We start from the raw sequence: 23,801 nt of genomic DNA, 5'->3' as shown, positions 1-23,801 counted from the left end.
ACCTTGTTACGTGTGACTGGTAAAAAACCTTTCTACATCTTCAATATTCTGGCTTATTGGCATGGGCGGTAAACTACGCATAAACACTTTACCGTAAGGTTTACTTAAAAAGCGGGGATCGCAGAGTACCAATACTCCTGAATCATGGGTATCACGAATGAGGCGGCCAATCCCTTGTTTCAATTGAATAACGGCAGCCGGGATTTGGATCGTTCGAAAAGGGTTACCGCCCCGCTCTTTTAAGTCATTAATACGGGCTTCCAACACGGGATCACCGGGTGAAGCAAAGGGAATTTTATCAATTAACACACAGGACAGCGCTTCACCCCGCACATCCACGCCTTCCCAGAAGCTATTGGTGCCAAGCAAAATAGCATTGCCATGACTGCGAAATTCTTCTAGTAACTGGGTTTTGGCGCCTGAGCCTTGTACCAGCACCGGATAATCAGATTCTTTCAAGGCCTCAGCAACTTCATGCATGGCTTTATAGCTGGTGAATAATAAAAAAATGCGTCCCTGGCTGTGTTCAATCACCGATTTCGCTACTTCAGCCACATGACTATTGTAGTTCGGGTGTGAGGGTTCAACCGGAATGGTGGGCATATAAAGTAAGCTTTGTTTGCCATAATCAAAGGGACTTTGCCAACTGGCTGTTACCGGATCTTCCAAACCTAACTGATGCGTGAAGTTATTAAACTTGCCTGCCACAGTGAGTGTGGCTGAAGTGAATATCCAGGCCTGCGGTTTATCTTTTATCCAGGTTTGAAAATACTGACTAACTTCTTGAGGTGTGGCATGCAAAATAAAACTCGAGCTACGGTTATCCAACCACAACACCAGTTCTGTTTGTTCGTTTTGCTGAAATAAAGACAATCGTTCAATCAAATCCTGACAACGTTGGTGACACTGTTCCAGGCCTCTGCCCCGCTCGGCTGCAGCATCAAGTTGGATCTCCAGTTTTTCTAATGATTCCAATAAGATATCAAGCTTTTCTATAATATCTTGAGACTTCTCTAACACAGGCTGCCAGGGAACACGTTGCTCATGCTCGCCCAGGGACAGATTAAATTGGTGTAAGCGATTATCCAGTTGTTCTGCCGCACTGCGAATATCGTTCATATCGGTAGCTTCAGCTTCCATTTCACGAATGCTGTCGCGACTTAACTCTTGAATTTGATGACTGCTGACTCGATGTCCGAGGAATTGACTGGCAATTGCCGGAAGTTGATGGGCTTCATCAATAATATATGCATCGGCATCAGGTAAGACCTCACCTTGCCCCGACGATTTCAGTGCCATATCCGACATCAGTAAGTGGTGGTTAACGACTACTATATCGGCTTCCTGAGCTTTGCGTCTGGCTTCAACAATAAAACATTCGTCGTATTGTGGGCATTGCTGACCAAGACAGTTATCAACAGTTGAGGTGACTTTCGGCCATAGCGGGGAGTTTTCGTCTAATAAATCGGTTTCACTTAAATCCCCAGTAGTCGTTTTACCGCTCCATTCTCGTAAGGTTTGCAGAGTGTGTTGGTGATATTGTTGACCCGGTTCAGACTCAGCTAATCCAAGACGGTGATGGCATAGATAATTACTTCGACCTTTTAATAAAGCAGTTTTTAACGGCACAGAAAGTACTTCACGAAGTTTCGGTAAGTCTTTGTTAAATAATTGGTCTTGTAAGTTTTTTGTACCCGTTGAGATAAACACTTTCTGTCCTGAAAGCATCGCTGGTGCAAGGTAGGCAAAGGTCTTACCTGTGCCTGTGCCGGCTTCAGCGATGAGAATATCGCCATGCGTTAGCGCTTCACCGACTTGCCGTGCCATCTCCAACTGTTGGGTTCTGCTGGTGTATCCTGAAATGTGTTTTGATAACAAACCATTATCTGCAAATAGTTCATCAATGCGTTCGATCATGCTATCCCTATTCGTTGATTTATCATCCACACCAGACAGATACCCACGACAAAAAAACCAAGTCCACAGGCATAAGCGACTCTTTTATGCTGGTTTATCAAGTTTGCTTCAGGCTCAGTGGATAAAATAAATGGCTGGTCTTTATGTGTGGAAGCTTTAAGTATGCTCAGTGGTTTTTCATGTGCCATTGCACCAACTTTTGCTTTGGCCTGCTGATAGGCATCTTTTCTGGCCTGCTCCCATTCTTGCTGGCTAAGCTGGCCATCTCGATTTGTATCATATCGATGCAAAAGATCATTGGGATCTTTTTTCCAGTCTTTTAAGGTGGAAGTCATCATATTTTTTAAACTCGAATCTTCAATGCTGGCTACGGTTTGAAACTCACCCAGCGCATAAAGATATTCCCCTTCCAGAATGCTCCACTCGGTATAACGACGAGCAGGAAAGCTATCTCGTTTATACCAACGTTTTTTTCGCTTGGTGATGACGTTGGCATCATCCGGATCAATCACGCACTGATCCGAGCTGTCGTCTAACAGGAAAATATCATCACTCGTGTGTGTTTTGATAACTTTCCAGCGCGACTTGATACGCCCTTTTCCTTCATATTCAGTGACTTGTTCTTCGATGGTATAGCGAAACCAGACACATCTTGTCCCAGATATCGGCGAAATAACCGGTGGCCCTTCCATCAAACCAGTCGTACCAATTAGTTCAACATAACCTTGCGGTGCTGAGCGGATTTTAGCCGTTGGCACGTTTTCGATCAGTCTGGCATATTGATAGTGTTTTACCATCTGATAAAACAATACGATCACTATCGCTGATAAGACCGCCGCCGCAATATAAAACTCAGTAACAGTGAGCTTGTTTATCTCAATAGAAAGTGAGGCCAGCCAGTCCTGCATCTAACGTTCAAACAAGCTCTTGATGTCCAGGTCGACGAGTTCTTCAGATGTAAATTCGAGCAAAGTAAACGATTTAAAACCAAAAAAGCGCGCCAGGATAACATCAGGAAACTGCTCGATACGGACATTATTGATATTGACGCTTTCATTATAAAATTCACGGCGATCAGCAATGCTGTTTTCCAAGCCGGTAATCCGTGCCTGTAAATGCTGGAATGATTGATCTGCCTTCAGTTCGGGATAGGCTTCTGCCACAGCAAATAAACTACCCAGTCCCATTCTTAATGCGCCTTCGGCAGAACCTAACGCTGAAATATCGCCATTTTGTTGGGCAGTGGCGACCGAAGCACGTGCCTGCATGACTTTTTCCAGAGTGTCCTGTTCATACTGCATATATTGTCGACAGGTTTCGACCAGTTTGGGTAATTCATCGTGACGTTGTTTTAGTAATACATCAATGTTTGACCAGGCTTTGCTGACATTGTGTTTCAACGTGACCAGATTGTTATAAATGATGATGAGATAGACAATTAAAACAACAACGCAGGCCCAAAATATAAATCCGGTAATAGTCATCCATTTTCCCTCAAATAATTAGTCGTCCTGGTTGTCCCATACTTCGGTTTCCGACCCATTTTCACGTGTCCATACCCGTTCACCGATAATTTTGAACTGTGCAATCGACATGGCACCGCGTTTTTTTCGGTTACTGTCTTTTTTATTATCTAAGGCTTCTGCGATAGCTTCGCGGCTTGCTTCATAGATTTCATCGACTTCATAGTGCTCATCAAACAGCACTAACACAGCGAGGTCCCAATCCTGCTCTGGATTTAATTGTCCAATTCTTGGGCTGGCTTTACTGCTATCAAAAATCGCACGCCCTTTGATAATAATGCGTTTATCCTGACGACTACCCTCTTTACCAGTCGCATCAATCGGGCTGTTAGGATCATTAATCAGAGAAAGGTTCAGTGCTCGAGCAGCATCAAAACGGGCAATCTCGCCCGTAATAGGTAAGGTACTTCCGGTCGCCTCACGGTATTTGGCCGCGAGCTGTCGGGTTTCATGCATTAATTTATCAATGGAATAGAGGTCCATATCTACCTTGAATGTTTTTTCATTTGCCACCGATTATACATGGCAAAAAAAACGGTCTGTCCAGTTAAATAGACAGACCGTTTAAAACTTGAGGCTGTGAATATCTCCTCTTATAAAGAGACCACAGCTAACTCATTGAGTTTCCAGTTTTTATTTTTTTGCATCTAGTTCTTTTTGGTAATACTTGTGAACCAATTTATCTTGATTTTCTAATAAATAATCGATGCTAGGCTCATTATTCATAGCTTTTTCGATAGCACGGCGAGTCGCTTCGCGGTGAATATTGAATAAAGCTTCGTGATCTAAATCTTCAACAGTCACGATGCTTGGGTTCAACCAAACAGAAACGATGATACCTAAATCATTCGCTTTTTCTTTTGGAATAGTGCCGTTACGAACCGCATCTAATACACCATTAGCGATGGCGCCTTGAACTGTACCCATCAAAATATTGGTATACGCCGTTTTCTTAACAGTCACTTTACTGACCATTAATGTCGCAGGTTTAACTTGCATGTCAGTGTTCATCAGCGCTAATACGCGTGAGTGACCTTGAACCTGGTCGCCCATCAGGTTAGCAAATGCGGTACCAAATGGACCGTCTAATTCACCGATGACCACTTCTGGCTCAGCTGCTGTAAAAGCAGGACCACCGGCAACTAGTGCTTCACCTGTACGCATGATAATTCTATCGCTCATAGGATAATTCTCCTGTTGGATTGCTAAAAGATGAAGTAATTATCCCGGTCTGCGACCGAGCTCGCAACCTTGATTGGCTTTATCGTCTTGTTCAACAAGGTTAAACTACTCTTTTTTTGTTGAATTCGATCATGGCTGAAATAGCAACTCCCTACGAACGTATCGGTGGCGAAGCCGGTGTTAGACAATTATGCAAAACCTTTTATGAGGTTATGTGTGAGACACCCCAAACACAACATATTCGCGACTATCACCCAAAAGACATCAGCATCAGTGAAGAAAAATTATATTTATTTCTGACTGGCTGGTTGGGTGGCCCTTCCTTATATACGGATAAATACGGTCATCCCAGACTCAGAGCTCGGCATCTCCCCTTCTCTATTGGTATAGAAGAGCGTGATCAATGGTTGTATTGCATGGCGCAGGCATTGAAATCGATGGATTTAGATCCGTTATTTTCAGAACAACTCATGGCGTCGTTTGTGCAAACAGCTGATTTTATGCGTAATCGTCCCGAGACCACAGAACAATGAATATCGGCGCGCTAATCATTGGTGATGAAATTCTGAGTGGCAAACGTCAGGATAAACATTTCGCTCATCTGCAATCCGTTCTGGCCAAACGTGAATTAGAGCTTAGCTGGACCTTAATTGTCGGTGACGATCCACAACAACTGGAACGGGCCTTACGCTTTTCAATGAACAGTCCTGACCTGGTGTTCAGTTTTGGTGGTATTGGTGCTACTCCGGATGATAGAACCCGCCAGACGGCTGCTTTGGTGAAAGGCGTTGAGATTAAACCTCATCCTGATGCAGTCAAAGCAATTGAAGGTCAGTTTGGTCAAGATGCCTATCCTAATCGTATTTTGATGGGCCACTTACCCGAAGGCAGCCGAATTATTCCCAATACGATCAATCGCGTGCCTGGCTTTAGCTTGGATAACCATCACTTTATGCCAGGGTTTCCAGAAATGTCATGGCCTATGTTGGAATGGATTTTAGATACACATTACCCACACTTGCAGGGTTTACGTCCGAAATCTGAAAGAATTATTACCATTACCAAAGGTCGTGAGTCAGATTTACTGCCAACAATGAATGAAATTGTCGCCCAGTATCCACAGTTAAAATTGTCGAGCTTACCTAAACTCGGCGCTGAACCTCAGATTGAGTTCAGCTTGCGTGGTGACGCTGAACAGATTGAAAAAGCCATGCAACATGTGATTTCAGCGGTTGAAGCAGCCGGTTTTATCTGGTCTGACTATACGCCGGGTAAATAATGAAACCATAAAGGCAGAGTGACGACACTTAATAAAGTCGTCAATGTGACTGCCGCAGCATACAGTGGACTATCCAGTTGGTAACGTTCACAGATCACTACGCCAAACACCATGGTCGGCATTGCGGCCAAAAGCACCACGGCCAGCGCGATATCAGCAGGTAGGTCAAACCAACCGCCCGTAAAAAAGACAGCAATCGGTACTAGTAACAAGGTAATCACAGCAACAGGAAGTAACAAAGGCAGATAGCGTAATCGCAAGCTGTCCCAGCGAATGCTCATGCCCAAGGCAATCAACATCAGTGGCACCACACCGCCTGATAATGTGCTTAATGTGTGATGAATCAGTTCAGGACGCGGCACATGCAGCACGTTTAATAAAAGCGCAATCACTACAGCCCACAAAGGTGGCACTCTGGTCAGTTCTTTTAATGGATGGACTTTATGCTGGCCGGCACCCCCATAGTAATGAGCCATTAAAATGCCAAAGGTCATCAAGGCTGGCGTGCAGGCAAACAAGTCATATTGCAGCACAATGGCATTACTCCATGACCCCAGTACCTGATTAGTGACAGGTAAACCTAGATAAGTCACGTTCGGAAAGATGGCAGCCAGCATTAGCGCACCTTTCTGTTCGGGTGTGGTTTTGATAAACCGCAATAAACACCACATGATGATGCCTGCTGTCAGCAATCCAGAAAATGCTGTGAGAGAAATTTTCAGTGAGGTCTCGTCAATCGGCGCGCCCCAAATGACATCAAGCACCAGAGCTGGCAGCAAAATAAAGAAAACCAGATCGGTTAAGGCACGGCGATGCGCCAGGGCTGGGATGTGTCTTGGTGCCCACTGTTTCCAGGCAAAACCACAGGCAATAAGCAGGCCCATCTGCACTAACACTAATAACATCTGTATCGCCTATAAATGAAACGTAGATCGTAGCAATCTACCTGCTGAAACAAAAGTATTATCGCCCGTGATGACGGCGCTTGCTGTGATGCCTTGGTCAGGGTATTGTTAGCGTTTTGGTGATAATTCATCAGATTCCATCAAGTTAGCCGATATATATCAGGCACTACTTAAATGGCCTGAACATCGTAATAAGGAAATCAATATGTCACTTTCTAAGCAGTTGTTAATTCTAATCAGCTTACTTTTTCTGATTGTTTTTTCAGCAAGCTTTGTGATCAGCATGGGCAGCATCCGTGACTATCTCGAAGTTGAATCTGAAATACATATGCAGGATACCGCGACATCGCTGGGTCTTTCACTTAGCCCACATATGGAAGATGAAAATGATCCGATATTACAAACGATGATGAACGCGATTTTTGATATGGGTTACTACCGAGAAATGCGTCTGGAAGATATTGATGGAAAAACGTTGGTCAGCTTAAAAAATCCGGTCAAAATGGAAGGTGTGCCCCAATGGCTAATCAACTGGTTACCCATGAAGTCTGCCACGGCCTCATCTGAAATCAGCTCTGGCTGGTCAATATCCGGCACTCTCTATGTCAGCAGCAACCCGGCTTATGCCTACCTAAAACTCTATAAACAAGCGAAAGAAACCTTACTGTATTCAGCCATTATTTTTATCGGTGCCTTTGCTTTATTAATGCTGGTGTTACGGTTTACGCTACAACCCCTTAAAGCGATACAAAAACAGGCTAACGAAATTTCTTCCGGTCAATTTACTACCATTGATCGTTTACCCTGGACGCGAGAAGTCCGCCAGGTCGCTCAATCCATGAACAGCATGTCAGTCAAGATTGGCGATACCATTACTCGCCTCAATCAACGGCTGGACTCACTCAATGACAACCTTAAACGTGACACTCTGACACGATTGCTAAACCAGGCCACGTTTACCGCCGATGTTAAACGACGCCTATCCAGTGGACATACAGGTTATGTCAGCTATATCAAATTTCTTGATCTGGCCGCCATCAGCAAACAGAAAGGTAATCAGCTGGCAGATACGCTACTGAAAGATATGGCTCGTATTCTGAACAATGCGGTGGCAGGTAGTGGTCATGCCTACCGGCTCTATGGTGCTGAATTTGCGATTATTTACGATGAATCTGATATCAATCTCATTCAGTCATTTGCTAAAAACCTGCAACAAGCACTGACAGAGTTGGCTGAGCATTATGAAGTGGAAGATCTGGTTCACTTTGGTTTAGTGAAATTTGACCGCACCAGCGAGTTTGAACGCTTAATGCCGGCATTGATCGAAGCTTATGAACAAGCCCGTATTATTGGACATAATGCCTTTTTCATTAAAGATGATTCGATCAGTTCCCTATCTGAACAAGAATGGAAAGCGGTTATCACCCATGCTATTAACCGTGATACACCCGAAATCTATTTCACCGCCGAAGCCTATAATTACGATGGTCCCAAGCCTGTCAAAGTGATGCAGGAAGCCTTTAGTTTTGTTAAAGATAAAGCCGGTAAGACCTTGTCTGTTGGTACTTTTTTCTCTATGGCACAAGAGTTTGGGCTGGCAGAATCTGTTGACCGCTGCATTGTGAACAAAGTCTTGCTCAAAATGGAACAAGATCATATTACCTGCCCTGTCAGCATCAATCTGACCATGGATTCTATCGATTCAGCCAGTTTCCATAAGTGGTTGGAATCTCGCATCGAGCAGTCAGTTATTTCTGCTGAGTTACTGACTTTTTCTGTTTCGGCCTATGCCGCTACCAAAAATCTAAAAGCCTTCACTAATTTCAGTCGTTTTGTGAAGTCATTGGGCGCTAAGAGTCTGATAAAGCGTTACTCTGCAGATATTATTGCGGTCGATGAGTTGCGTCATTTGCATCTTGACTACATCAGACTGGCACGTGATCTGACCCAAAATATTCGTGGCAACGCCAGTAAACCCGACTTTCTGGAAATTATGCATGAAGTCTCACGTTTGCTGGATATCAAAGTACTGGCTGAGGCAGTGACAGCGGATGAAGATTTTAATACGGTTAAACAAGCTGGCATTTACGGTATCAGTCGTTAAAGTCTGAGCTATCCATGCTGTTAAAACGCCCCTTGTCATTATTGGTGATACTGACATTTTTGTTATTGTCGTTGCCGCTTGTCGCTGACCTCAATATCAGTTCACGCGTATTGGACAAGATTGAGGCGCAATATAATAAATTTGCCCGCAAGCGTGTTGAAGACTGGCAAAAACTGGTGGCAGAAAATAAGGACTTACCTGAAGCGGAAAAACTGGAGCTGGTGAATCAGTTTTTTAATACCAATGTGTTGTTTATCGACGATATCGACCTCTGGAACAAAAAAGACTATTGGGCAACGCCACTGGAAATGCTGTCAATTGGGGGTGGTGACTGTGAAGACTATTCGATCGCGAAATATTTCACGCTAAAAGAATTAGGCGTGGATGAAGATAAATTACGTATCACTTATGTTAAAGCGAAAGAACTCAATCAAGCCCATATGGTGCTGACCTATTTCAAGACAAAACGCTCTGTACCGCTAGTACTGGATAATTTAATCACCGACATCAAACCAGCCACTCAGCGTAATGACTTAACCCCGGTTTATAGCTTCAATGGTACCGGTTTATGGCTGGCAAAATCACGTGGGGAAGGCCAGCGTGTCGGAGGCTCTTCGCGTTTGTCTTTATGGCAAGACTTAGAAAAACGTATGCAAAAACAAGCAGAAGAAGCTACTAGCGAATAATGCCACTGGCGCTGAGAGGTAACTGCCAATAATGTATCTCGGCGCCAGCAAAACTCGACGATAAACCATCAAGAACCGTTTTTACTCGTTCATCATCAAGTTCTACCCAGTAAATCATTTGTTTGCGTTGCCCCTCTACCTGTTCGCTAATACTCATCGCATGACCAGCACCATGACCGGAGGCCAGTTGTGAGGTAAAGCCTTCAATCTGCGGATGAAGTAATAACCAGTCGCTTAATGCTGCCTCTAACGAGGGTTTTACGATAAGAGCTAATAGACATTTCATTTTGCAACTCCAAATCGTCTGAACAAGAGTGGCAGTAACACCAGGGTTAATAAGGTGGCGCTAACTAAACCGCCTATCACCACAATAGCTAGCGGCCGCTGAATTTCTGAGCCCGGCCCGCTTGCGAACAGTAAAGGCACAAGACCAAAGGCAGCAATCGTCGCTGTCATCATCACTGGTCTTAAGCGGCGCATCGCACCCTCTCTGACCACGTCATCTACTGCCATACCTGTTTCTAACAGCTCATTAAAGTAACTCACCATTACCACGCCATTTAATACAGCAATGCCGAGTAAAGCGATAAACCCCACAGAAGCAGGCACAGATAAATATTCACCCGTCAGCCAAAGTGCAGTGATTCCGCCCACCATGGCAAATGGCACATTACTCATCACCAATGTAGCTTGGCGTAAAGATCGGAAAGTGGAAAACAATAATAAGAAAATTAAAGATAAAGCCACAGGAATGACCACCATTAAGCGTTTTGCGGCTCGCTGCTGGTTTTCAAACTGACCACCCCAGGAAAACTGATAGCCGCTCGGTAAATCGATATCTTTTGCCACAGCGGCCTGAGCTTCTTCTACAAAACTGACTAAATCACGATCGGCCACATTCGCCACCACCACCGACATTCGCTGTCCTTGTTCTCTGCGAATAGATACCGGTCCTTCGACCCGTTTTAAAGTGGCCAGGTCAGAAATCTGTACCTGTCTGTTGCCCGCTACGTTCAATCTCGCATGGGCAAATAAGCTCACCACTTTCTGTAAACTGCGTTCGCCTTGAATCACCAGTGGATAGCGTCTGGCACCCTGATAAATCGTGCCTACCTGACTTCCCTGAATTAACATTCGTAGTTGCGGCAGAATGTCTTCAACACTTAAGCCGAGACGGCCAAGCGTTAACGCATTCAGATCAATTTGATAATACTGAGCACCATCATTCTGACTGGTGATGACATCTTCCGCACCGCGAATACTGGACACAACTTGCACAACACGTTTAGCTAACTCATTGAGTGTGTCACCATCTTCACCAAATATTTTGATGGCCAGATCGCCTCTGACGCCGGTAAGCATTTCAGACACACGCATTTCAATTGGCTGCGTAAAGCCATAATTCAACCCCGGAAACTGCTCCAGAACCTGCCTTATTTTTAGCTTTAGATCTTCTTTTGTTGTTACCTGCCATTGCTCACGAGGCTTGAGGATTAAAAACATATCCGTTTCATTTAGGCCCATCGGATCCAGGCCGAGTTCATCTGCACCGGTTCTGGCGACTACGCCGGTGATTTCAGGCACATTTTTTAATAATGCCTGTTGCACACGCTTGTCTAAAGCAACAGATTGTTCCAGGGTAATTGAAGGCAGTTTTTCTAATTGCACAATCAAATCGCCCTCATCCATAACTGGCATAAAGGCCTTACCCACTTGAGTGTATAAAACAGCGGCAAAGGCGAGTAATAACAACGCAATCATCACCACACTTTTTGTATGATCCAGTGACCAGGCTAATACCGGCGCATAGAGCCTTTTTAATACTCTGGGTAAGAACGGCTCATCATGAGACACGTGTTTCAATAAAAAAGAGGCCAGCACCGGAATCACCGTCAGTGATAAAACTAAGGAACCAGCCAGTGCAAACACAATGGTCAACGCCACAGGAATAAACAGTTTGCCTTCCAGGCCCTGTAAGGTCAGTAATGGCAGAAAAACAATGACGATAATAATGATGCCTGAGGTAACTGGCACCGAGACATTTTTTACTGCACGATAAATCAAATGCAGTCTTGGCAGCACCGCTGCACGTGATTTATCCGCTAACTGTGACACGATGTTTTCAACCACGACTACCGCAGCATCAACCAGCATACCAATGGCAATCGTTAGTCCACCTAAACTCATCAAGTTGGCTGATAAACCAAACTGTCGCATCATGATAAAAGTGATCATGGCTGAAAGCGGTAATACCAGTGCAACCACAATCGCCGCCCTGAGATCACCCAGAAATAGCAGCAGAAAGACCAGAACCAGCACCACCGCTTCAATCAATGCTTTGTTCACACCATGAATTGCATCTGCGACTAGCTCACCACGGTTATAAAAAACATTGATGCTTACATCATCTGGCAAGGAGGCTTGTAATTCGGCGAGCCGTTTTTCAATACCGGCTACGACTTTTTTGGCATTCGCACCTCGTAAACCCAACACCAAGCCTTGTACCGCTTCGCCCTGTCCATTGGCACTGACTGCACCATAACGCGTCAGTGAGCCAATTCTGCATTCCGCGACCTGTGAGAGTAAAACAGGTTCATCGGCATCGGACTTCACCACCAGGCGTTTTATATCGTCCAGATTTTGCAGACTACCTTGAGCACGAACCAGTAACACTTCTTCGCCTTCATCAATGCGTCCCGCACCATCGTTACGGTTATTGTTTTCCAATGCCTGTTGGATATCAGCAAGGCTGATATTTAATGCGGCAAGTTTGGCTAAATCCGGGATAATTTCAAAGGTTTTGACATAACCGCCTAATGAATTGACATCAGCCACCCCTTCAACACTGCGTAAGGCTGGCCTGATGACCCAATCCAATAATTCACGCCGTTGCATCAAATCCAGCGTGGGACTGTTCACAGTAAACATGAACATTTCACCCAACGGAGTCGTTAACGGTGCCAAGCCACCCTGAATATCAGCAGGCAAGGTATCTTTGATAGCTGATAAACGTTCAGCCACTTGCTGACGTGCCCAATAGATATCCGTGCCCTCTTCAAAGTCCACGGTAATATCGGTCAGGCCATATTTCACTACAGACCGTAACATGCGTTGTTTGGGTATCCCCAGCATCTCAACTTCGACCAGGGCGGTAATGCGGCTTTCCACTTCTTCCGGTGTCATACCCGGTGCTTTGAGGATAATTTTTACTTGTGTTGTCGAGACATCAGGAAAAGCATCGATCGGCGTATCGTTAAAGGCCTTCCAGCCAAACCCAATCAGAACAACCACCAGAATCAGCATCATCAGACGCTGCGTCAATGAAAAACGAATCAGACCATCCATGTCTATTTCCCCTCAGCTTGCCAGGCAGACTTCAGCGATGACACGCCTTCATCAATCACATATCCGTTACTTAAAAAAGCATCTGATACCGTGACACTATTCTCTGATTGAGAAACGATATGTACTGGTCGCAGGCTGATAGATTGACCATCAAAATAAAAGATATGGGTTATGCCTTCGACACGTAATATGGCTTTGTAGGGAATCTCATAAAGCATCGACTGCGTATTTTGCACAAAACAAACCTGTACAAATTCGCCGGGCGTCAATAACCCCGTATTCTCAGAAGTTTCAGCACGTACCAGCACACCCTGATCAATATTATGAACTTGCCTGCCAACCGTCATTACTGACGCTGAGACATCCCTGTCGCATACCATCACTTTTGAGCCAATATTGATGTTACTGGCGACCAGCAGTGGCACATGGATTTCAAGCCATAATGTTGATAAATCAGCCACCTCATACAACACATCAGATGCCATCACGCGTTGGCCAATCACGGCATTTTGCGCCATGACCACACCCTCACTGACCGCACGAACATGTAAATGGCTGTCCATGGTTTGTTGTTGCTTTAATGTTTTAATGGCATCTAAGGGCATTCCTGCTAACTGCAAGGTTTTTATTTGGCTATCAACCAAGGTTTTTTGCTGTTGATAACGCGTTTTAGCATCAAGATAACGGCGCTCGGCAATAATACCTTCATTAAATAATTGCTTATCCCGTTGCATTTCAGTGAGTAATTGATTGAGCAGCCCCTCAGCCTGTAAATACTGGGTCTGCAACGATAACAAGGCCGGACTATTAACGGTGGCCAACACTTGACCTGCCTTAACAATATCGCCTTCAGCCACTAACATTTGCGTGACTACGCCTTCCTGACTGGTATGAACAATATGCCGATTCGCATTAGGAACAGACACTTTGGCGGGATAATGATGACTTTTTGTTTCGGAAACAGACACCGCCGTTTGATAGCTCACTCCAAGGTTGTCCATTTGGGTTTTATCCAATTGCAAACTTTGCGAATAAGCGGGGATGGATAAGCCGAGTGTAATAGTGATCAATAAGGGGCGTAACAAGTTAGTCAACATCATGTTTTCCTAAACAAAAGAGTGGAAAAAAAAGCATAAAGACCAAAGAAAATACATCGAGAGCCAGTGCTTGTAAGACAAGTATCAGATGGCAAATCAGCTTGCCAGTTTTAGGAAAAAACGCAGGTGATGTCGACAGATACGAAGTTTGCTCTGTCTTTTTCAGATGTCGCTGTTGAGGCGAATAAATTGGCTTTGCCAGCTCATTGTCTATCGTGACTGGCTTTTTTATTATCGTCCCTGTTTGCATCACTTGGTTCTACCGTCATAAAGATAGCACCATATTAGTGATGGCTTATTAACAGAGTCTTAAAGTGTTAACAAAACTTTACACAGACTAAAACTCAAACTCGGTCAGAAAACGTAAGGTGGCGTCAGGAGATTGTTTACCAACACCAAATAATATTCCGGTTTCCCAATGGAGTTTTTTACCAGCAGAAAAGCGCACATCTCCCAATGCAACCGGGCCAATGGCGCGGGTTTCATCACCGGCATAATATTCAATGGCAGGCTCAAACATAGGTGACAGTCGATAACGCGCCTGCATGCTTAGGGCTGTTTCGAGCTCTTCCTCAATATCATTACCCCATTCGTATTCAAGCCAAAGATTGGCTGCTCCGACCCAATCACCCCACTCCTTTTCCATAAGTAATGCTGTTGCTGCTTCCCACTGATCACGAATATTGGATTTTTCCAGTTCGGTGACCAGTCCCCAGTCAATGGCATACTCTCCCTGCTCAGTCAGTTGCCACTTGGCTTCGAGTTCATAACTATACAAACGGAAATTATCATTTTCTTCACTGGCGGTAAGATAACCTTCAACATAAAGGCGATCAGATAAAGACTGGCCATAACTCAGTTTTTGCAGACTATCGCCTTCAGCAGTAATCATCCGCCACTCTACTTCCTTTTCCAGCGGCTGCACATACGGATGGTAGACTTTATCCACTGCTGATCCATCCGCTTGTGCCAGGATAGGCGCAATTAATAAAGCGCCAGTAACGGTCATTACACGGTATTTCATTAATTTCGATCTCGTTTTATAAAGCTGAACATCGCCACACAAAACAAAGCGACCATGCTACAAATATAGGCGATGACCTGACTTGTTTGGGGCGTAGCTTCATAACCTAATAAAGCAAACAGAAGTTGCCCGGCAACAGAGTGTTCATCAATGATATTAGAGCTATTCCAGATAGGTTCTGATGAGGTTAACAGATCCGCCTGAATCAGAAACTCAACCGCCTGCGACATTAAACTTCCCGCCACCAGTAACAATAATAAATAGCCAACCCATACACCGTGCCGGGGGATAAGGTTTACGATGAAATAATAAATAAACACACCGACACTTACACCGAGTCCAGCCCCCACAGCTCCTCCCATTAATACGGGCCCCAATAAATCTGGCACGCCAATAAAGCCAGTGATAAATAACAAGACTTCTGAACCTTCGCGCATAATCGCTAAGATAACGGTGCTCATAATAGCTATCACGGTTAGGCGACGACAACGCTGCACATTCTGATGCGGTACTGCTGTGACAAAAATAACTAAAGCCATGAATATAAGGATATTAATCGTTGCATTGACGATTTCCTGTCCAATCCCACCAAAGGCCATTGAGACAGTACTGATGGTGCCAGCGTAGATAAAACCACTGACTAGCCCTAAAACTAATGCGAGCAACATCCACTTTAAGCTTCGGTTCAAAATCTGGCTAAGCGCCAAAAACACGCTGATAATCAACGAGGCTTCCAGCACCTCACGTAAAACAATCACTACCGCATTCAGTAACACTATTTCTACTCCGCTATGACTTTGCCTTGTGCCGTTTTAGGGAAAAACTCACCAAAAAACGGATACACCCCGGCTGGCAGTGGACCAATAAAGATAAATGCCTGACTGTTTCCGGCAATTACCTTTTCGCGGTTTAGTTCATAACTTTCAAATTCTTCCGCTGTCGGATCCATATTTTTCACCAACAGTTTGACTTTGGTATTGGCAGGGATTTTGACTTCATCGGGAAAGAAAAGATGATCACGAATTTCGATTTCAATCACCGGAGGGCCAGCGAACACCGGCATCACCAAAAACGATAAGAATAAAAATAACCCAACTCTACGCATAATTGACTGCTCTCAGAGGAAATATGACATCGACCTTTAATCCATGGCCCCAAGCGGATGTCCCCAATTGAATGTGGGCACGATGCAAATCAGCGATATGCTTAACAATAGTCAGTCCTAATCCACAGCCAATGACACCACTATTATGCTGATCACCATGCAGGCGATAAAAACGTTCAAACACACGCTGATATTGTTCTTCAGGTATGCCTGGGCCAGAATCTTCGACTCTCAGTAACACCCCTTCTTCATGACGCCTTACTACAACATGAATACGACCTTTCTCCGGTGTGTATTTATTCGCATTATTTAATAAATTGCTTATCAGGGTTTCCAGTGCAAACACATTACCTTCGATGATGTGTGACTCACCATCCATTTCTATTTCTTGCTGTTTAGACTCAAAAGCATGATAACTTCGTGCGATAAGTGATTGAACTAATTTAAATAAATCTACACTTTCAAACTTGACTGCCGCCTGATCAGGCGAGGTACGGTACAGCGCCAGAATCTGTTCGATAAGGTGCCCCATACGTTCGACACCATCACGTAATAAGATAATGTCTTCATCGTCATTACCCAGTCTTGCACGTAAATTATGTAAATGTACTTTGAGCACGCTGACGGGGGTACGTAACTCATGCGCCGCATCAGCTGAGAAACGTTGCTCACGATCAAAGGCTTCAGCCAAACGTAATAACAGACTATTCGTATTATTGACTACTGTTGTGAGTTCTTTCGGCACACGGTCAAGCTCAATCGGACGGAGATCATCCGCTTTTCTCTCGCTCAACTGGCTGGCAAACGCGTTAAGTGGTTTGAGACCAATCCCGACGGCAAACCAGATAATTAACGCGGCTACAGGTATCGCCATCACAATCGGCAGTAACGATTCCATCACCACATCTTCGGCAAGCATATAGCGAATATCGATACGCTCGGCCACTACGACCCATCGCTGCAAAACCGTGTCGCGGTAAACATAATTTCGCCAGCGATAGCTGCCAAAGTTAATGATATGAAAGCCCTCATCCAGTTCTCCCATCACCTTATCTGGGGCATTCTCAGAACGCGTTAATAACTGACCGCTATCATCAATAATCTGAAAAAAGGTGTAAGGTGTTTGCTGATTGGTTACCGTTTCCTGGCCCACCTGACGAGAGTTAGCTGAGGCGATCAATATCGCGGTACTTTCTAAACGAGAATCAAATAAATTTTGTGCCTTTTGCATACTCGACTGATAACCATGCAATAACGACACAAAGTTCACCAGCGTTATTGTGGCTAATAACGCCAGTAATAAATAAAGGCGAATAGACTTCATTGCGCTTTAATTGTGTAACCCACACCACGCACCGTTGTGATGAAGTTCTCCGGTAGTTTCTTTCTTAAATGATGAATGTGGACTTCAATCGCATTACTGGCAATTTCTTCTCCCCAGCTGTAAAGCTTACTTTCCAGACTATCGCGGGTCTGCACGCGGCCAACATTCTCCATCAACATTTTTAACAGCATGTATTCACGACGGAAAAAATCGACATTCTCACCATTAACTTTCACCTGTTGAGCGCGCGTATCGATGGACACGTTGCCTACGGTCAGATCAGCATGTTTCAGGCTACTGAGCCGGCGTTCCAACACGCGCAGGCGCGCGAGTAACTCATCCATTTCAAACGGTTTTGCCAGATAATCATCCGCGCCACTATCAAGCCCGGCGACTTTATCCTGAATAGAGTTACGAGCTGTAAGAATCAGCACGGGCAACTCGGCATTACGCCGTCGAATTTGTTTCAGGACTTCATTACCGTCCATATCTGGCAGGCCCAGATCCAACACCACAATATCCGGCTCAGAAGAAGCAATGCTGTTAATGGCCTGCTTGCCTTCACTCAAATGATTAACGATAAAACCTTCCCTTTTCAGGCTGGTTTGTAAGCCTTTTGCGAGTGAAACATCATCTTCAATGAGTAATACCTGCATGTTGTTCATTCCCTAGTTTGTATCTGACCTGCTGTAAGGCTTTTTCGATTTCTTGCTGTCTTCCTTTATCTGCAAGGGGTCTACTTGGTCTGGCAGGTGCTTGTTGTGCTTTTAACAGATAAGTTTCTGCTTCTTTATACTGGTTATTATCTATTAAATACTGTGCATAGAAGTAATTACTATCTATGCCAGTTGGATTGATGGTCAAGGCTTTTTTCAACATCATTTCGGCTTTGTCATCATCACCAAACCCAATAGGCCAGCCGGGTACTTTGGCATATAAGGTACCTAAGCTGGTATAAGCCGAACCGTCCAGCGCGGTATCATTTATTTTCATCGCTTCTTCCAAATCGGCTTTTGCGGCTTTCGCCAGAGATAAAGCGCCAAGCCCGCCCTTGGCACCAGCATAACTTGATTCAATAATGCCACGCCAGATATGTGATTCCGCCGCCTCTGGATATTGCTTCACCACACTATTCGCTTTTTCAATCAGGCTTTCAAAGGCTTTTTCCTGTGCATCACCTGTTAGAGTGTAATTCACTTTAGCCCAGTCATGCTGCAAATCAGCGACGCTTTGCATCACATCGGCACTGACAGGCAGACTCACCAGCCCCAGAATCATCGAGAATATATACGCTTTCATCATTTTCTCCATTAAAAATAACGTTTTATGATAGGTAGTTGTTTAATAATTGATTTATCAACTATGCCTGGCAGAATACTGTTGATTCTGACAAACAGTTTTTCAGGCCAGCCAAAATAATGTCTTCGTTTATCCGTCAGCAAAAAGTCGACAATGGCATTCGCTACTTGCTCAGGGCTGTCCATCGCACTGCCTAATGCTTTATTCATATCATTGACATTGTCATTGTTGAGAGGCGTTTTGGTGGCGCGAGGTGCAAAGTAACGCACATCCACCCCACTGCCAGCAAGTTCACGATGCAGGGCTTCACTAAAACCCCGTAAGCCAAACTTGGTAGCACAATAAACGCTATAACCGGGCATGCCGATACTTCCCAGAATAGAGCCAACATTGACGATGGTTGATGGCGCATTTTTTTCCAGTAAAGGAATAAAATCGCGAGTCAATGCAATCTGTGAACTCAGATTAATCGTTAACATCCGTTCAATATCATTATCTGAATGATCGATGATGGCAGCAAAACGGTTGATACCTGCCAAATTAATGATCATTTGCAGCGGATAAGGCAGGTTTTCACAATAATCCAGCAGTGACTGGCGCTGCGTTGTCTTGCTAACGTCAGCTACAAAGTCGTAATGCTTTTCGCCTAAGCTGACGTTCAGTTCAGTTAACTTATCTGCATTGACATCGGTCAATATCAACTTAGCGCCCTGATCGTGTAATGCCTTAGCTAACTTTTGCCCGATACCACCGGCGGCACCGGTAATCAGAATGGTGACATCTCTCAGACTTTGCATGGCATCTTCTCTTCAGTCAGGCTACGGAAGATGTTGCCGTAGAGATAATAAAAGCGTTTGGCACTATGAATAATGAGATCTTGTTCGGCGGGATCGGTGATTTGATTCATCAGACCTTCGAAGAATTTGACATGATCCTGATCCAGCGCTCCATGTGATCGCAGATAACTAAAGGCTTTAGTCGGTAAACCTAGTGCATTTTGAATACTTTCTGCGGCTTTGTCTGCAGTGGTGATACTGGTACCTTCCAGCACATGTACCATGCCAAAAAAACCTAAGGGATTGATGCGATGTACCATGTCATAAGCATAGGCGACCATCATTTCTGTCTGCAGATTTGGCTGACTGTGTCTTACCGCTTCTTTATCAGCACCACAGGCTGCGATATCGTTCAGTATCCACTCCTGATGGCCTAATTCTTCTTCGATATATTCTGCCACGGCATTACGTAGCCATTCTTTCTGTTCCGGCAAAGCGCCACCGACACTCATCAGCAATGGTACGGTATGTTTAACGTGATGATAGGCCTGCGTCAGAAAGTTAATATAAAGCTCGGTAGTGATATCGCCTGTCATCGCTTTAGTAATGATCGGAGCACTGAATAATTGTTCACGTGCTGCTGCTGTTTCTGTTTGTAATCTGTCGAAAAAAAGCATTTATGCCTGCTCCTTGTATAAAGCATTTATTTGATGATGGTAGCTCTCTAATATTTGTTGTCTGACAGGGCGACCATTTGCCGTCAACGTGCCGTTTTCCACACTGAGTGGCCATTCAAAGCGCTGCCAGTCTGCCAGTTGTGCGTAATCTGGCAGGCGTTTGTTGACCAGGGTGATCCATTGGTCAATCATGGTGTCAGTGATATTGTCAAAACGAGGCTGAACTAAGACACTGCAATGTGATTTTGCATCTCCAATCACTGTGCAATAGGCCAGAATAGGATTAGCCAATAACTCGCTTTCCACCCACTCCGGATTGATATTTCTGCCAAAGCTACTGATTAACAGGTTTTTACGGCGACCATTAATGTGCAAATAGCGGTTTTCATCAATAAACCCTAAATCACCAGTAGCTATCTGCTCTGGATACCAACTATCAGGATGATTGATATAACCTAAAAAGCAGTTACCGCGAACGATGATTTCGCCGGACTCAATACTGACTTTTACATGATCAAGACACTGACCGACGCTGCCTATTTGACGTTGTTTTGGGCTATTCAGACTCACCACGGAGCTACATTCCGATAAGCCATAACCTTCGAAAACCGGTAAGCCTAAATCATCAGCTTTACGTAATAAGTCTGCTGATACGCGACTGCCACCCACCGCAATAAACTTCAAACTGCCAGGTACTGGCCAGCCTGTTTCAGCAGCTGACACCAGGGTTAATAATAATTCGGGTAATAACACCACACTTTCTGGCTGTTGTTTGCTCAGCGTTTGTAGAAATTGCTGAACATCAAAACCTCGTCCACCATTAAAGCCGAGCTCGGCTGCTGGTAATAAGGTGACCGATCCTCTGCTAAGTAATGGTGCGTAAATGCCGGCTAGATTTTCCAGTAAGGTGGTCAGCGGTAATACACAAAGGTGTTTGATAGCTTGTAATTCTGTACGTTGAATAATGGCATCAGCCACAGCTAATTGATTATCTGTGCTCAAACACACCCCTTTAGGCTGACCAGTAGATCCCGATGTAAAGGTAATTTTTTGGGTTTTCTCTGGAATTTGACTCTGACCATTCTTGGCTAATGGAAACAAAATAAGATTGTCCGTTAAAGACAGATGCAGCTGGTCAAACAGCTTGAGTGATTGAAATAATGTCGTGCCTTTCGATTCGATTAACGCTAATGCGCCACTTTCACTGATGGCATGATGTTGTTGTTCGGCCGAAAAAAAGGCAGGAATAGGCAAACTGATGACTCCGGCTTGACAGCAGGCCAGATCAATACACGCCCAGTCGACACTGTTGTCGGCATATAAGGCAACGACATTCTGTGCATAAGGTAAAAGCAGTTCAGTTAGTCTATCCACTTCGTCTATCATCTGACGCCAGGTCAGCTGACGATATGGGTCCTGCAAGGCCAGTGCGTTTGGCTGTTGTGCCGCAATCCGACGTAAACGTTCGACTAACTCAGCCATGACGGAAACTCGCGACAAATTCATCTAATTGATGCTGATAGCTTTGACGCAAATACAACATAAGCGGATTGTCAGTCAGTTTTGCCATGGTTTGTCGGATATTTCCGGCCACTACCACTGGCTTATCATCGTAATAACTACCCCAGCTTGCGCCTTTATCTGGCAACCTGGTCGGCTCTGCAACACGGATGGCAATAGTCTCAATATCTAATTTTGCCAACCACTGTGAAACAGCCGAGTTAGCTGTAAACACAACCCATTCATAACCGGCTTGATAGAACAACTCAGCAAGAAGTAAAAATAGTGTTTGAGTCGCACGTTGTCGGCCGGAGGCCAGATTGCCTATTTCCACAATCGCATCACGTTGAACGACTGTTTGGGTGAGAATACTGAGCGTCGTTTGAATATCATTCTCAAGATAATACTCAAGAAAAAGGTGTGATGAATAACTGGCTGGCTGAAAACCAAGTGCTGCTGAAACTAAACCGCCTGTCCTGGCAGACAAGATAAACGGCAGAAAATGGCTGATCTCTGCACCGTGTTGTTTTTCAAAGCGCTGATAAATAAATTGTTCAGCGTCCATTCGTCCCGGCTCATTCGCTTTTGCCAGCGTGAGTGGAAAAACAGGCTGAATAATTTGTCGCTCAACGACGCGTTGAGAGCGACTTTTAGTGACAGACTGTGCAAACGATCTAGCTTCCATAAAATTCCCCTTGGGAGGTGGTATGGAAGCTAGATTAAAAAAAAAAGCTTAACGAAAAATTAAGCTTAGAGGGCTTTATTAATTATTAGACAAAATCATCCCATATGATTGATTTAATTCAGAAATCTGTTGCTTTATTTGAACTTCCAACAGACGCTTTCTGCTCTCATTATCATTCGCCAGCGCCTGACTGCGCAATAAATCAATCAAATTAATTTCACCTAAATCAAAGGCACGTTTTTGTAATTGGTAATACTGCTGGGTGGTTTTATTTTGTTCCGTGATCAAGTCCAGCTGCTGTCGACTACTGTTTAATTCTTCCTGAAGGGCGACTTGTCGGGTTTTTAGCTGACGCCATAATGATTGACGTGCAACCTGAGCATCAGCTAATTCGGCTGAGGCCTGAGCGATGGCAGGTTGTCTGTATGCCTTATCATCCAGCGCCATGCTAAATCCGATGCCCATACTGTTGGTATAGTCTTCCGCCCTATCTCCCCGTTCTCGTCTTACGCCTACAGACAGGCTGGGATTTACTGCGCCGTCATATTGTGCCAGCCCCATTTGTGCCTGTAGTCTGGCTATCAACTGATCCTGTAACTGCAACTGCGGATGTTGCTGTAAGTCCTCAGTGGTGTTGCTAACGGCTTCTTCCACCTGCTGCGGCAAGGCGTTCTCACCGGTAATCAGTTGATATATTTTCAGCCGCTGTTGAAGCTGCGACTCTGCATTCACCATTTTGCTGTGCGCTTCAAGCGTGTTACTGCTCGCCAGTAAACGTTCAGTTGAGGCTAAATCCCCGGCTTTTACTCGCGATTCAACATCATTTTGTAATTTTTTCGCGTTTTCCCAGGTCAGTTTGGCTTGTTCAAGTTGGGCTTCGGCCAGTTTCACCTGCCAGATTTGTTGTCTCACTTCACCAGAAGCTTCCAGTTTCAATGCTTGCTGATAAGCAGGCAGTTCGGCTGCTATTTTGTCTGACAAGGCCTGTTGCTGTTGTTTTTGACCTGGCAACCATAACGGTAAATCAACACCGCCTTCCCATTCTTGAAAACCGTGTCCGGTCCCCACTTCATCACTGAACAGGCTCAGATTCCCGGTCACCGGCTCGGCAAACAAGGCCTGACTGTATGTATCATTCGCCTGCAGCAATTGGCGGTATTTATCTTCAGCTAATAATCCCGGTAATCGCTGATATACCTTATCCGTTAGTGAAGCTAAATCCAGGTTAGCTGCATAAGGCACGCTGCTACTGACCGTCTCGCTATCTTCTGCAAAACTCACCACAGGACTCAATGTGCCTATCAAGGCAGCTATAACATATGAGGTATAACGTCGCATGAAAAATCCTTAAATAAATGCTGATCTATCCAAAT

The 23,801-nt window shown here is 44.7% G+C and carries 24 protein-coding genes; 4 read left to right on the top strand and 20 right to left on the bottom strand.

What is annotated here, in order from left to right; translation table 11 throughout:
- Positions 1-6 precede the first annotated feature (6 nt).
- The 5 genes from yoaA to fae all read right to left on the bottom strand — a co-directional run bounded on the left by yoaA (position 7) and on the right by fae (position 4,622).
- Positions 7-1,917, bottom strand: coding sequence for a DNA repair helicase YoaA (yoaA, locus tag AC13DA_RS10720; RefSeq protein WP_284451189.1), 1,911 nt, complete (start codon positions 1,915-1,917; stop codon positions 7-9).
- The gene (locus tag AC13DA_RS10715; protein ID WP_284451190.1) at positions 1,914-2,825 is read right to left on the bottom strand and encodes a hypothetical protein; all 912 of its coding nucleotides are present in this window, start codon (positions 2,823-2,825) and stop codon (positions 1,914-1,916) included. The genes yoaA and AC13DA_RS10715 overlap by 4 nt, the downstream gene beginning before the upstream one ends.
- Positions 2,826-3,401, bottom strand: coding sequence for a LemA family protein (locus tag AC13DA_RS10710; RefSeq protein WP_284451191.1), 576 nt, complete (start codon positions 3,399-3,401; stop codon positions 2,826-2,828).
- A gap of 18 nt (positions 3,402-3,419) precedes the next feature.
- On the bottom strand, positions 3,420-3,953 hold the full coding sequence (locus tag AC13DA_RS10705) for a hypothetical protein (RefSeq protein ID WP_237701193.1): 534 nt from the start codon (positions 3,951-3,953) through the stop codon (positions 3,420-3,422).
- A 120-nt stretch (positions 3,954-4,073) separates the two neighbouring features.
- The gene (gene fae, locus AC13DA_RS10700) at positions 4,074-4,622 is read right to left on the bottom strand and encodes a formaldehyde-activating enzyme (protein ID WP_007145041.1); all 549 of its coding nucleotides are present in this window, start codon (positions 4,620-4,622) and stop codon (positions 4,074-4,076) included.
- Between the two features lie 131 nt (positions 4,623-4,753).
- Here fae and AC13DA_RS10695 point away from each other — a divergent pair, with 131 nt between their 5' ends.
- Complete coding sequence (locus AC13DA_RS10695; protein WP_007145040.1) at positions 4,754-5,155, top strand: group II truncated hemoglobin; 402 nt, start codon at positions 4,754-4,756, stop codon at positions 5,153-5,155.
- Positions 5,152-5,901 (top strand): competence/damage-inducible protein A, encoded by a 750-nt coding sequence (locus AC13DA_RS10690; RefSeq protein ID WP_284451192.1) that lies wholly within the window; start codon positions 5,152-5,154, stop codon positions 5,899-5,901. The genes AC13DA_RS10695 and AC13DA_RS10690 overlap by 4 nt, the downstream gene beginning before the upstream one ends.
- On the opposite strand, the gene AC13DA_RS10685 is transcribed toward AC13DA_RS10690, so the two are convergent.
- Positions 5,883-6,806 (bottom strand): AEC family transporter, encoded by a 924-nt coding sequence (locus tag AC13DA_RS10685; RefSeq protein WP_284451193.1) that lies wholly within the window; start codon positions 6,804-6,806, stop codon positions 5,883-5,885. The two genes, AC13DA_RS10690 and AC13DA_RS10685, sit on opposite strands and share 19 nt — an antisense overlap.
- A gap of 205 nt (positions 6,807-7,011) precedes the next feature.
- On the opposite strand from AC13DA_RS10685, the gene AC13DA_RS10680 reads away from it, so the two are divergent.
- Together AC13DA_RS10680 and AC13DA_RS10675 are read left to right on the top strand one after the other, a co-directional pair.
- Positions 7,012-8,910 carry a bifunctional diguanylate cyclase/phosphodiesterase gene (locus AC13DA_RS10680; protein WP_284451194.1) on the top strand — a complete coding sequence of 633 codons (1,899 nt, stop codon included), beginning with the start codon at positions 7,012-7,014 and terminating at the stop codon, positions 8,908-8,910.
- Between the two features lie 14 nt (positions 8,911-8,924).
- Positions 8,925-9,596 carry a transglutaminase-like cysteine peptidase gene (locus tag AC13DA_RS10675; RefSeq protein ID WP_007145036.1) on the top strand — a complete coding sequence of 224 codons (672 nt, stop codon included), beginning with the start codon at positions 8,925-8,927 and terminating at the stop codon, positions 9,594-9,596.
- On the opposite strand, the gene AC13DA_RS10670 is transcribed toward AC13DA_RS10675, so the two are convergent.
- From AC13DA_RS10670 to AC13DA_RS10605, 14 genes are all read right to left on the bottom strand, one after another.
- Positions 9,586-9,882: a DUF3240 family protein gene (locus tag AC13DA_RS10670; protein WP_284451195.1), complete on the bottom strand. Its 297-nt coding sequence runs from the start codon at positions 9,880-9,882 to the stop codon at positions 9,586-9,588. The two genes, AC13DA_RS10675 and AC13DA_RS10670, sit on opposite strands and share 11 nt — an antisense overlap.
- The gene (locus tag AC13DA_RS10665) at positions 9,879-12,941 is read right to left on the bottom strand and encodes an efflux RND transporter permease subunit (protein WP_284451196.1); all 3,063 of its coding nucleotides are present in this window, start codon (positions 12,939-12,941) and stop codon (positions 9,879-9,881) included. Before AC13DA_RS10665 ends, AC13DA_RS10670 begins: the two co-directional genes overlap by 4 nt.
- Positions 12,942-12,943: 2 nt before the next feature.
- Complete coding sequence (locus AC13DA_RS10660; protein WP_284451197.1) at positions 12,944-14,038, bottom strand: efflux RND transporter periplasmic adaptor subunit; 1,095 nt, start codon at positions 14,036-14,038, stop codon at positions 12,944-12,946.
- A 337-nt stretch (positions 14,039-14,375) separates the two neighbouring features.
- Entirely contained in the window at positions 14,376-15,062 is a 687-nt protein-coding gene (locus AC13DA_RS10655) for a hypothetical protein (RefSeq protein WP_007145031.1), read from the bottom strand.
- On the bottom strand, positions 15,062-15,838 hold the full coding sequence (locus tag AC13DA_RS10650; protein ID WP_284451198.1) for an FTR1 family protein: 777 nt from the start codon (positions 15,836-15,838) through the stop codon (positions 15,062-15,064). The genes AC13DA_RS10655 and AC13DA_RS10650 overlap by 1 nt, the downstream gene beginning before the upstream one ends.
- Before the next feature lie 5 nt (positions 15,839-15,843).
- The gene (locus tag AC13DA_RS10645; RefSeq protein WP_007145029.1) at positions 15,844-16,167 is read right to left on the bottom strand and encodes a cupredoxin domain-containing protein; all 324 of its coding nucleotides are present in this window, start codon (positions 16,165-16,167) and stop codon (positions 15,844-15,846) included.
- Positions 16,160-17,491 (bottom strand): sensor histidine kinase, encoded by a 1,332-nt coding sequence (locus AC13DA_RS10640; RefSeq protein ID WP_284451199.1) that lies wholly within the window; start codon positions 17,489-17,491, stop codon positions 16,160-16,162. Before AC13DA_RS10640 ends, AC13DA_RS10645 begins: the two co-directional genes overlap by 8 nt.
- Positions 17,488-18,147: a response regulator gene (locus AC13DA_RS10635; RefSeq protein WP_007145027.1), complete on the bottom strand. Its 660-nt coding sequence runs from the start codon at positions 18,145-18,147 to the stop codon at positions 17,488-17,490. The genes AC13DA_RS10640 and AC13DA_RS10635 overlap by 4 nt, the downstream gene beginning before the upstream one ends.
- Positions 18,128-18,790 (bottom strand): tetratricopeptide repeat protein, encoded by a 663-nt coding sequence (locus AC13DA_RS10630; RefSeq protein WP_007145026.1) that lies wholly within the window; start codon positions 18,788-18,790, stop codon positions 18,128-18,130. The genes AC13DA_RS10635 and AC13DA_RS10630 overlap by 20 nt, the downstream gene beginning before the upstream one ends.
- Before the next feature lie 11 nt (positions 18,791-18,801).
- Positions 18,802-19,587 (bottom strand): SDR family oxidoreductase, encoded by a 786-nt coding sequence (locus tag AC13DA_RS10625; protein ID WP_284451200.1) that lies wholly within the window; start codon positions 19,585-19,587, stop codon positions 18,802-18,804.
- Complete coding sequence (locus AC13DA_RS10620; protein WP_284451201.1) at positions 19,575-20,243, bottom strand: iron-containing redox enzyme family protein; 669 nt, start codon at positions 20,241-20,243, stop codon at positions 19,575-19,577. The genes AC13DA_RS10625 and AC13DA_RS10620 overlap by 13 nt, the downstream gene beginning before the upstream one ends.
- Entirely contained in the window at positions 20,244-21,725 is a 1,482-nt protein-coding gene (locus tag AC13DA_RS10615; protein ID WP_284451202.1) for an AMP-binding protein, read from the bottom strand.
- Positions 21,718-22,428: a thermostable hemolysin gene (locus AC13DA_RS10610; protein ID WP_284451203.1), complete on the bottom strand. Its 711-nt coding sequence runs from the start codon at positions 22,426-22,428 to the stop codon at positions 21,718-21,720. The genes AC13DA_RS10615 and AC13DA_RS10610 overlap by 8 nt, the downstream gene beginning before the upstream one ends.
- A gap of 78 nt (positions 22,429-22,506) precedes the next feature.
- Positions 22,507-23,766, bottom strand: a complete 1,260-nt coding sequence (locus tag AC13DA_RS10605) for a TolC family protein (RefSeq protein ID WP_284451204.1) — start codon at positions 23,764-23,766, stop codon at positions 22,507-22,509.
- Positions 23,767-23,801 lie beyond the last annotated feature (35 nt).

The sequence above is a fragment of the Methylophaga sp. F-2 genome (genome assembly GCF_056859315.1).
The sequence above is the reverse complement of the archived record's forward strand: the minus strand, read 5'-3'. Positions and strand labels throughout refer to the sequence as shown.

Excerpts from the sequence above, each read along its gene's own strand:
- AC13DA_RS10610 (WP_284451203.1), bottom strand. The coding sequence starts at position 22,428 with ATGGAAGCTAGATCGTTTGCACAGTCTGTCACTAAAAGTCGCTCTCAA.
- AC13DA_RS10670 (WP_284451195.1), bottom strand. The coding sequence starts at position 9,882 with ATGAAATGTCTATTAGCTCTTATCGTAAAACCCTCGTTAGAGGCAGCA.
- fae (WP_007145041.1), bottom strand. The coding sequence starts at position 4,622 with ATGAGCGATAGAATTATCATGCGTACAGGTGAAGCACTAGTTGCCGGT.
- AC13DA_RS10630 (WP_007145026.1), bottom strand. The coding sequence starts at position 18,790 with ATGAAAGCGTATATATTCTCGATGATTCTGGGGCTGGTGAGTCTGCCT.
- AC13DA_RS10675 (WP_007145036.1), top strand. The coding sequence starts at position 8,925 with ATGCTGTTAAAACGCCCCTTGTCATTATTGGTGATACTGACATTTTTG.
- AC13DA_RS10665 (WP_284451196.1), bottom strand. The coding sequence starts at position 12,941 with ATGGATGGTCTGATTCGTTTTTCATTGACGCAGCGTCTGATGATGCTG.
- AC13DA_RS10635 (WP_007145027.1), bottom strand. The coding sequence starts at position 18,147 with ATGCAGGTATTACTCATTGAAGATGATGTTTCACTCGCAAAAGGCTTA.
- AC13DA_RS10625 (WP_284451200.1), bottom strand. The coding sequence starts at position 19,587 with ATGCAAAGTCTGAGAGATGTCACCATTCTGATTACCGGTGCCGCCGGT.
- AC13DA_RS10655 (WP_007145031.1), bottom strand. The coding sequence starts at position 15,062 with ATGAAATACCGTGTAATGACCGTTACTGGCGCTTTATTAATTGCGCCT.
- AC13DA_RS10640 (WP_284451199.1), bottom strand. The coding sequence starts at position 17,491 with ATGAAGTCTATTCGCCTTTATTTATTACTGGCGTTATTAGCCACAATA.
- AC13DA_RS10710 (WP_284451191.1), bottom strand. The coding sequence starts at position 3,401 with ATGACTATTACCGGATTTATATTTTGGGCCTGCGTTGTTGTTTTAATT.
- AC13DA_RS10695 (WP_007145040.1), top strand. The coding sequence starts at position 4,754 with ATGGCTGAAATAGCAACTCCCTACGAACGTATCGGTGGCGAAGCCGGT.
- AC13DA_RS10715 (WP_284451190.1), bottom strand. The coding sequence starts at position 2,825 with ATGCAGGACTGGCTGGCCTCACTTTCTATTGAGATAAACAAGCTCACT.
- AC13DA_RS10660 (WP_284451197.1), bottom strand. The coding sequence starts at position 14,038 with ATGTTGACTAACTTGTTACGCCCCTTATTGATCACTATTACACTCGGC.
- AC13DA_RS10605 (WP_284451204.1), bottom strand. The coding sequence starts at position 23,766 with ATGCGACGTTATACCTCATATGTTATAGCTGCCTTGATAGGCACATTG.
- AC13DA_RS10620 (WP_284451201.1), bottom strand. The coding sequence starts at position 20,243 with ATGCTTTTTTTCGACAGATTACAAACAGAAACAGCAGCAGCACGTGAA.
- AC13DA_RS10680 (WP_284451194.1), top strand. The coding sequence starts at position 7,012 with ATGTCACTTTCTAAGCAGTTGTTAATTCTAATCAGCTTACTTTTTCTG.
- AC13DA_RS10690 (WP_284451192.1), top strand. The coding sequence starts at position 5,152 with ATGAATATCGGCGCGCTAATCATTGGTGATGAAATTCTGAGTGGCAAA.
- yoaA (WP_284451189.1), bottom strand. The coding sequence starts at position 1,917 with ATGATCGAACGCATTGATGAACTATTTGCAGATAATGGTTTGTTATCA.
- AC13DA_RS10685 (WP_284451193.1), bottom strand. The coding sequence starts at position 6,806 with ATGTTATTAGTGTTAGTGCAGATGGGCCTGCTTATTGCCTGTGGTTTT.
- AC13DA_RS10615 (WP_284451202.1), bottom strand. The coding sequence starts at position 21,725 with ATGGCTGAGTTAGTCGAACGTTTACGTCGGATTGCGGCACAACAGCCA.
- AC13DA_RS10645 (WP_007145029.1), bottom strand. The coding sequence starts at position 16,167 with ATGCGTAGAGTTGGGTTATTTTTATTCTTATCGTTTTTGGTGATGCCG.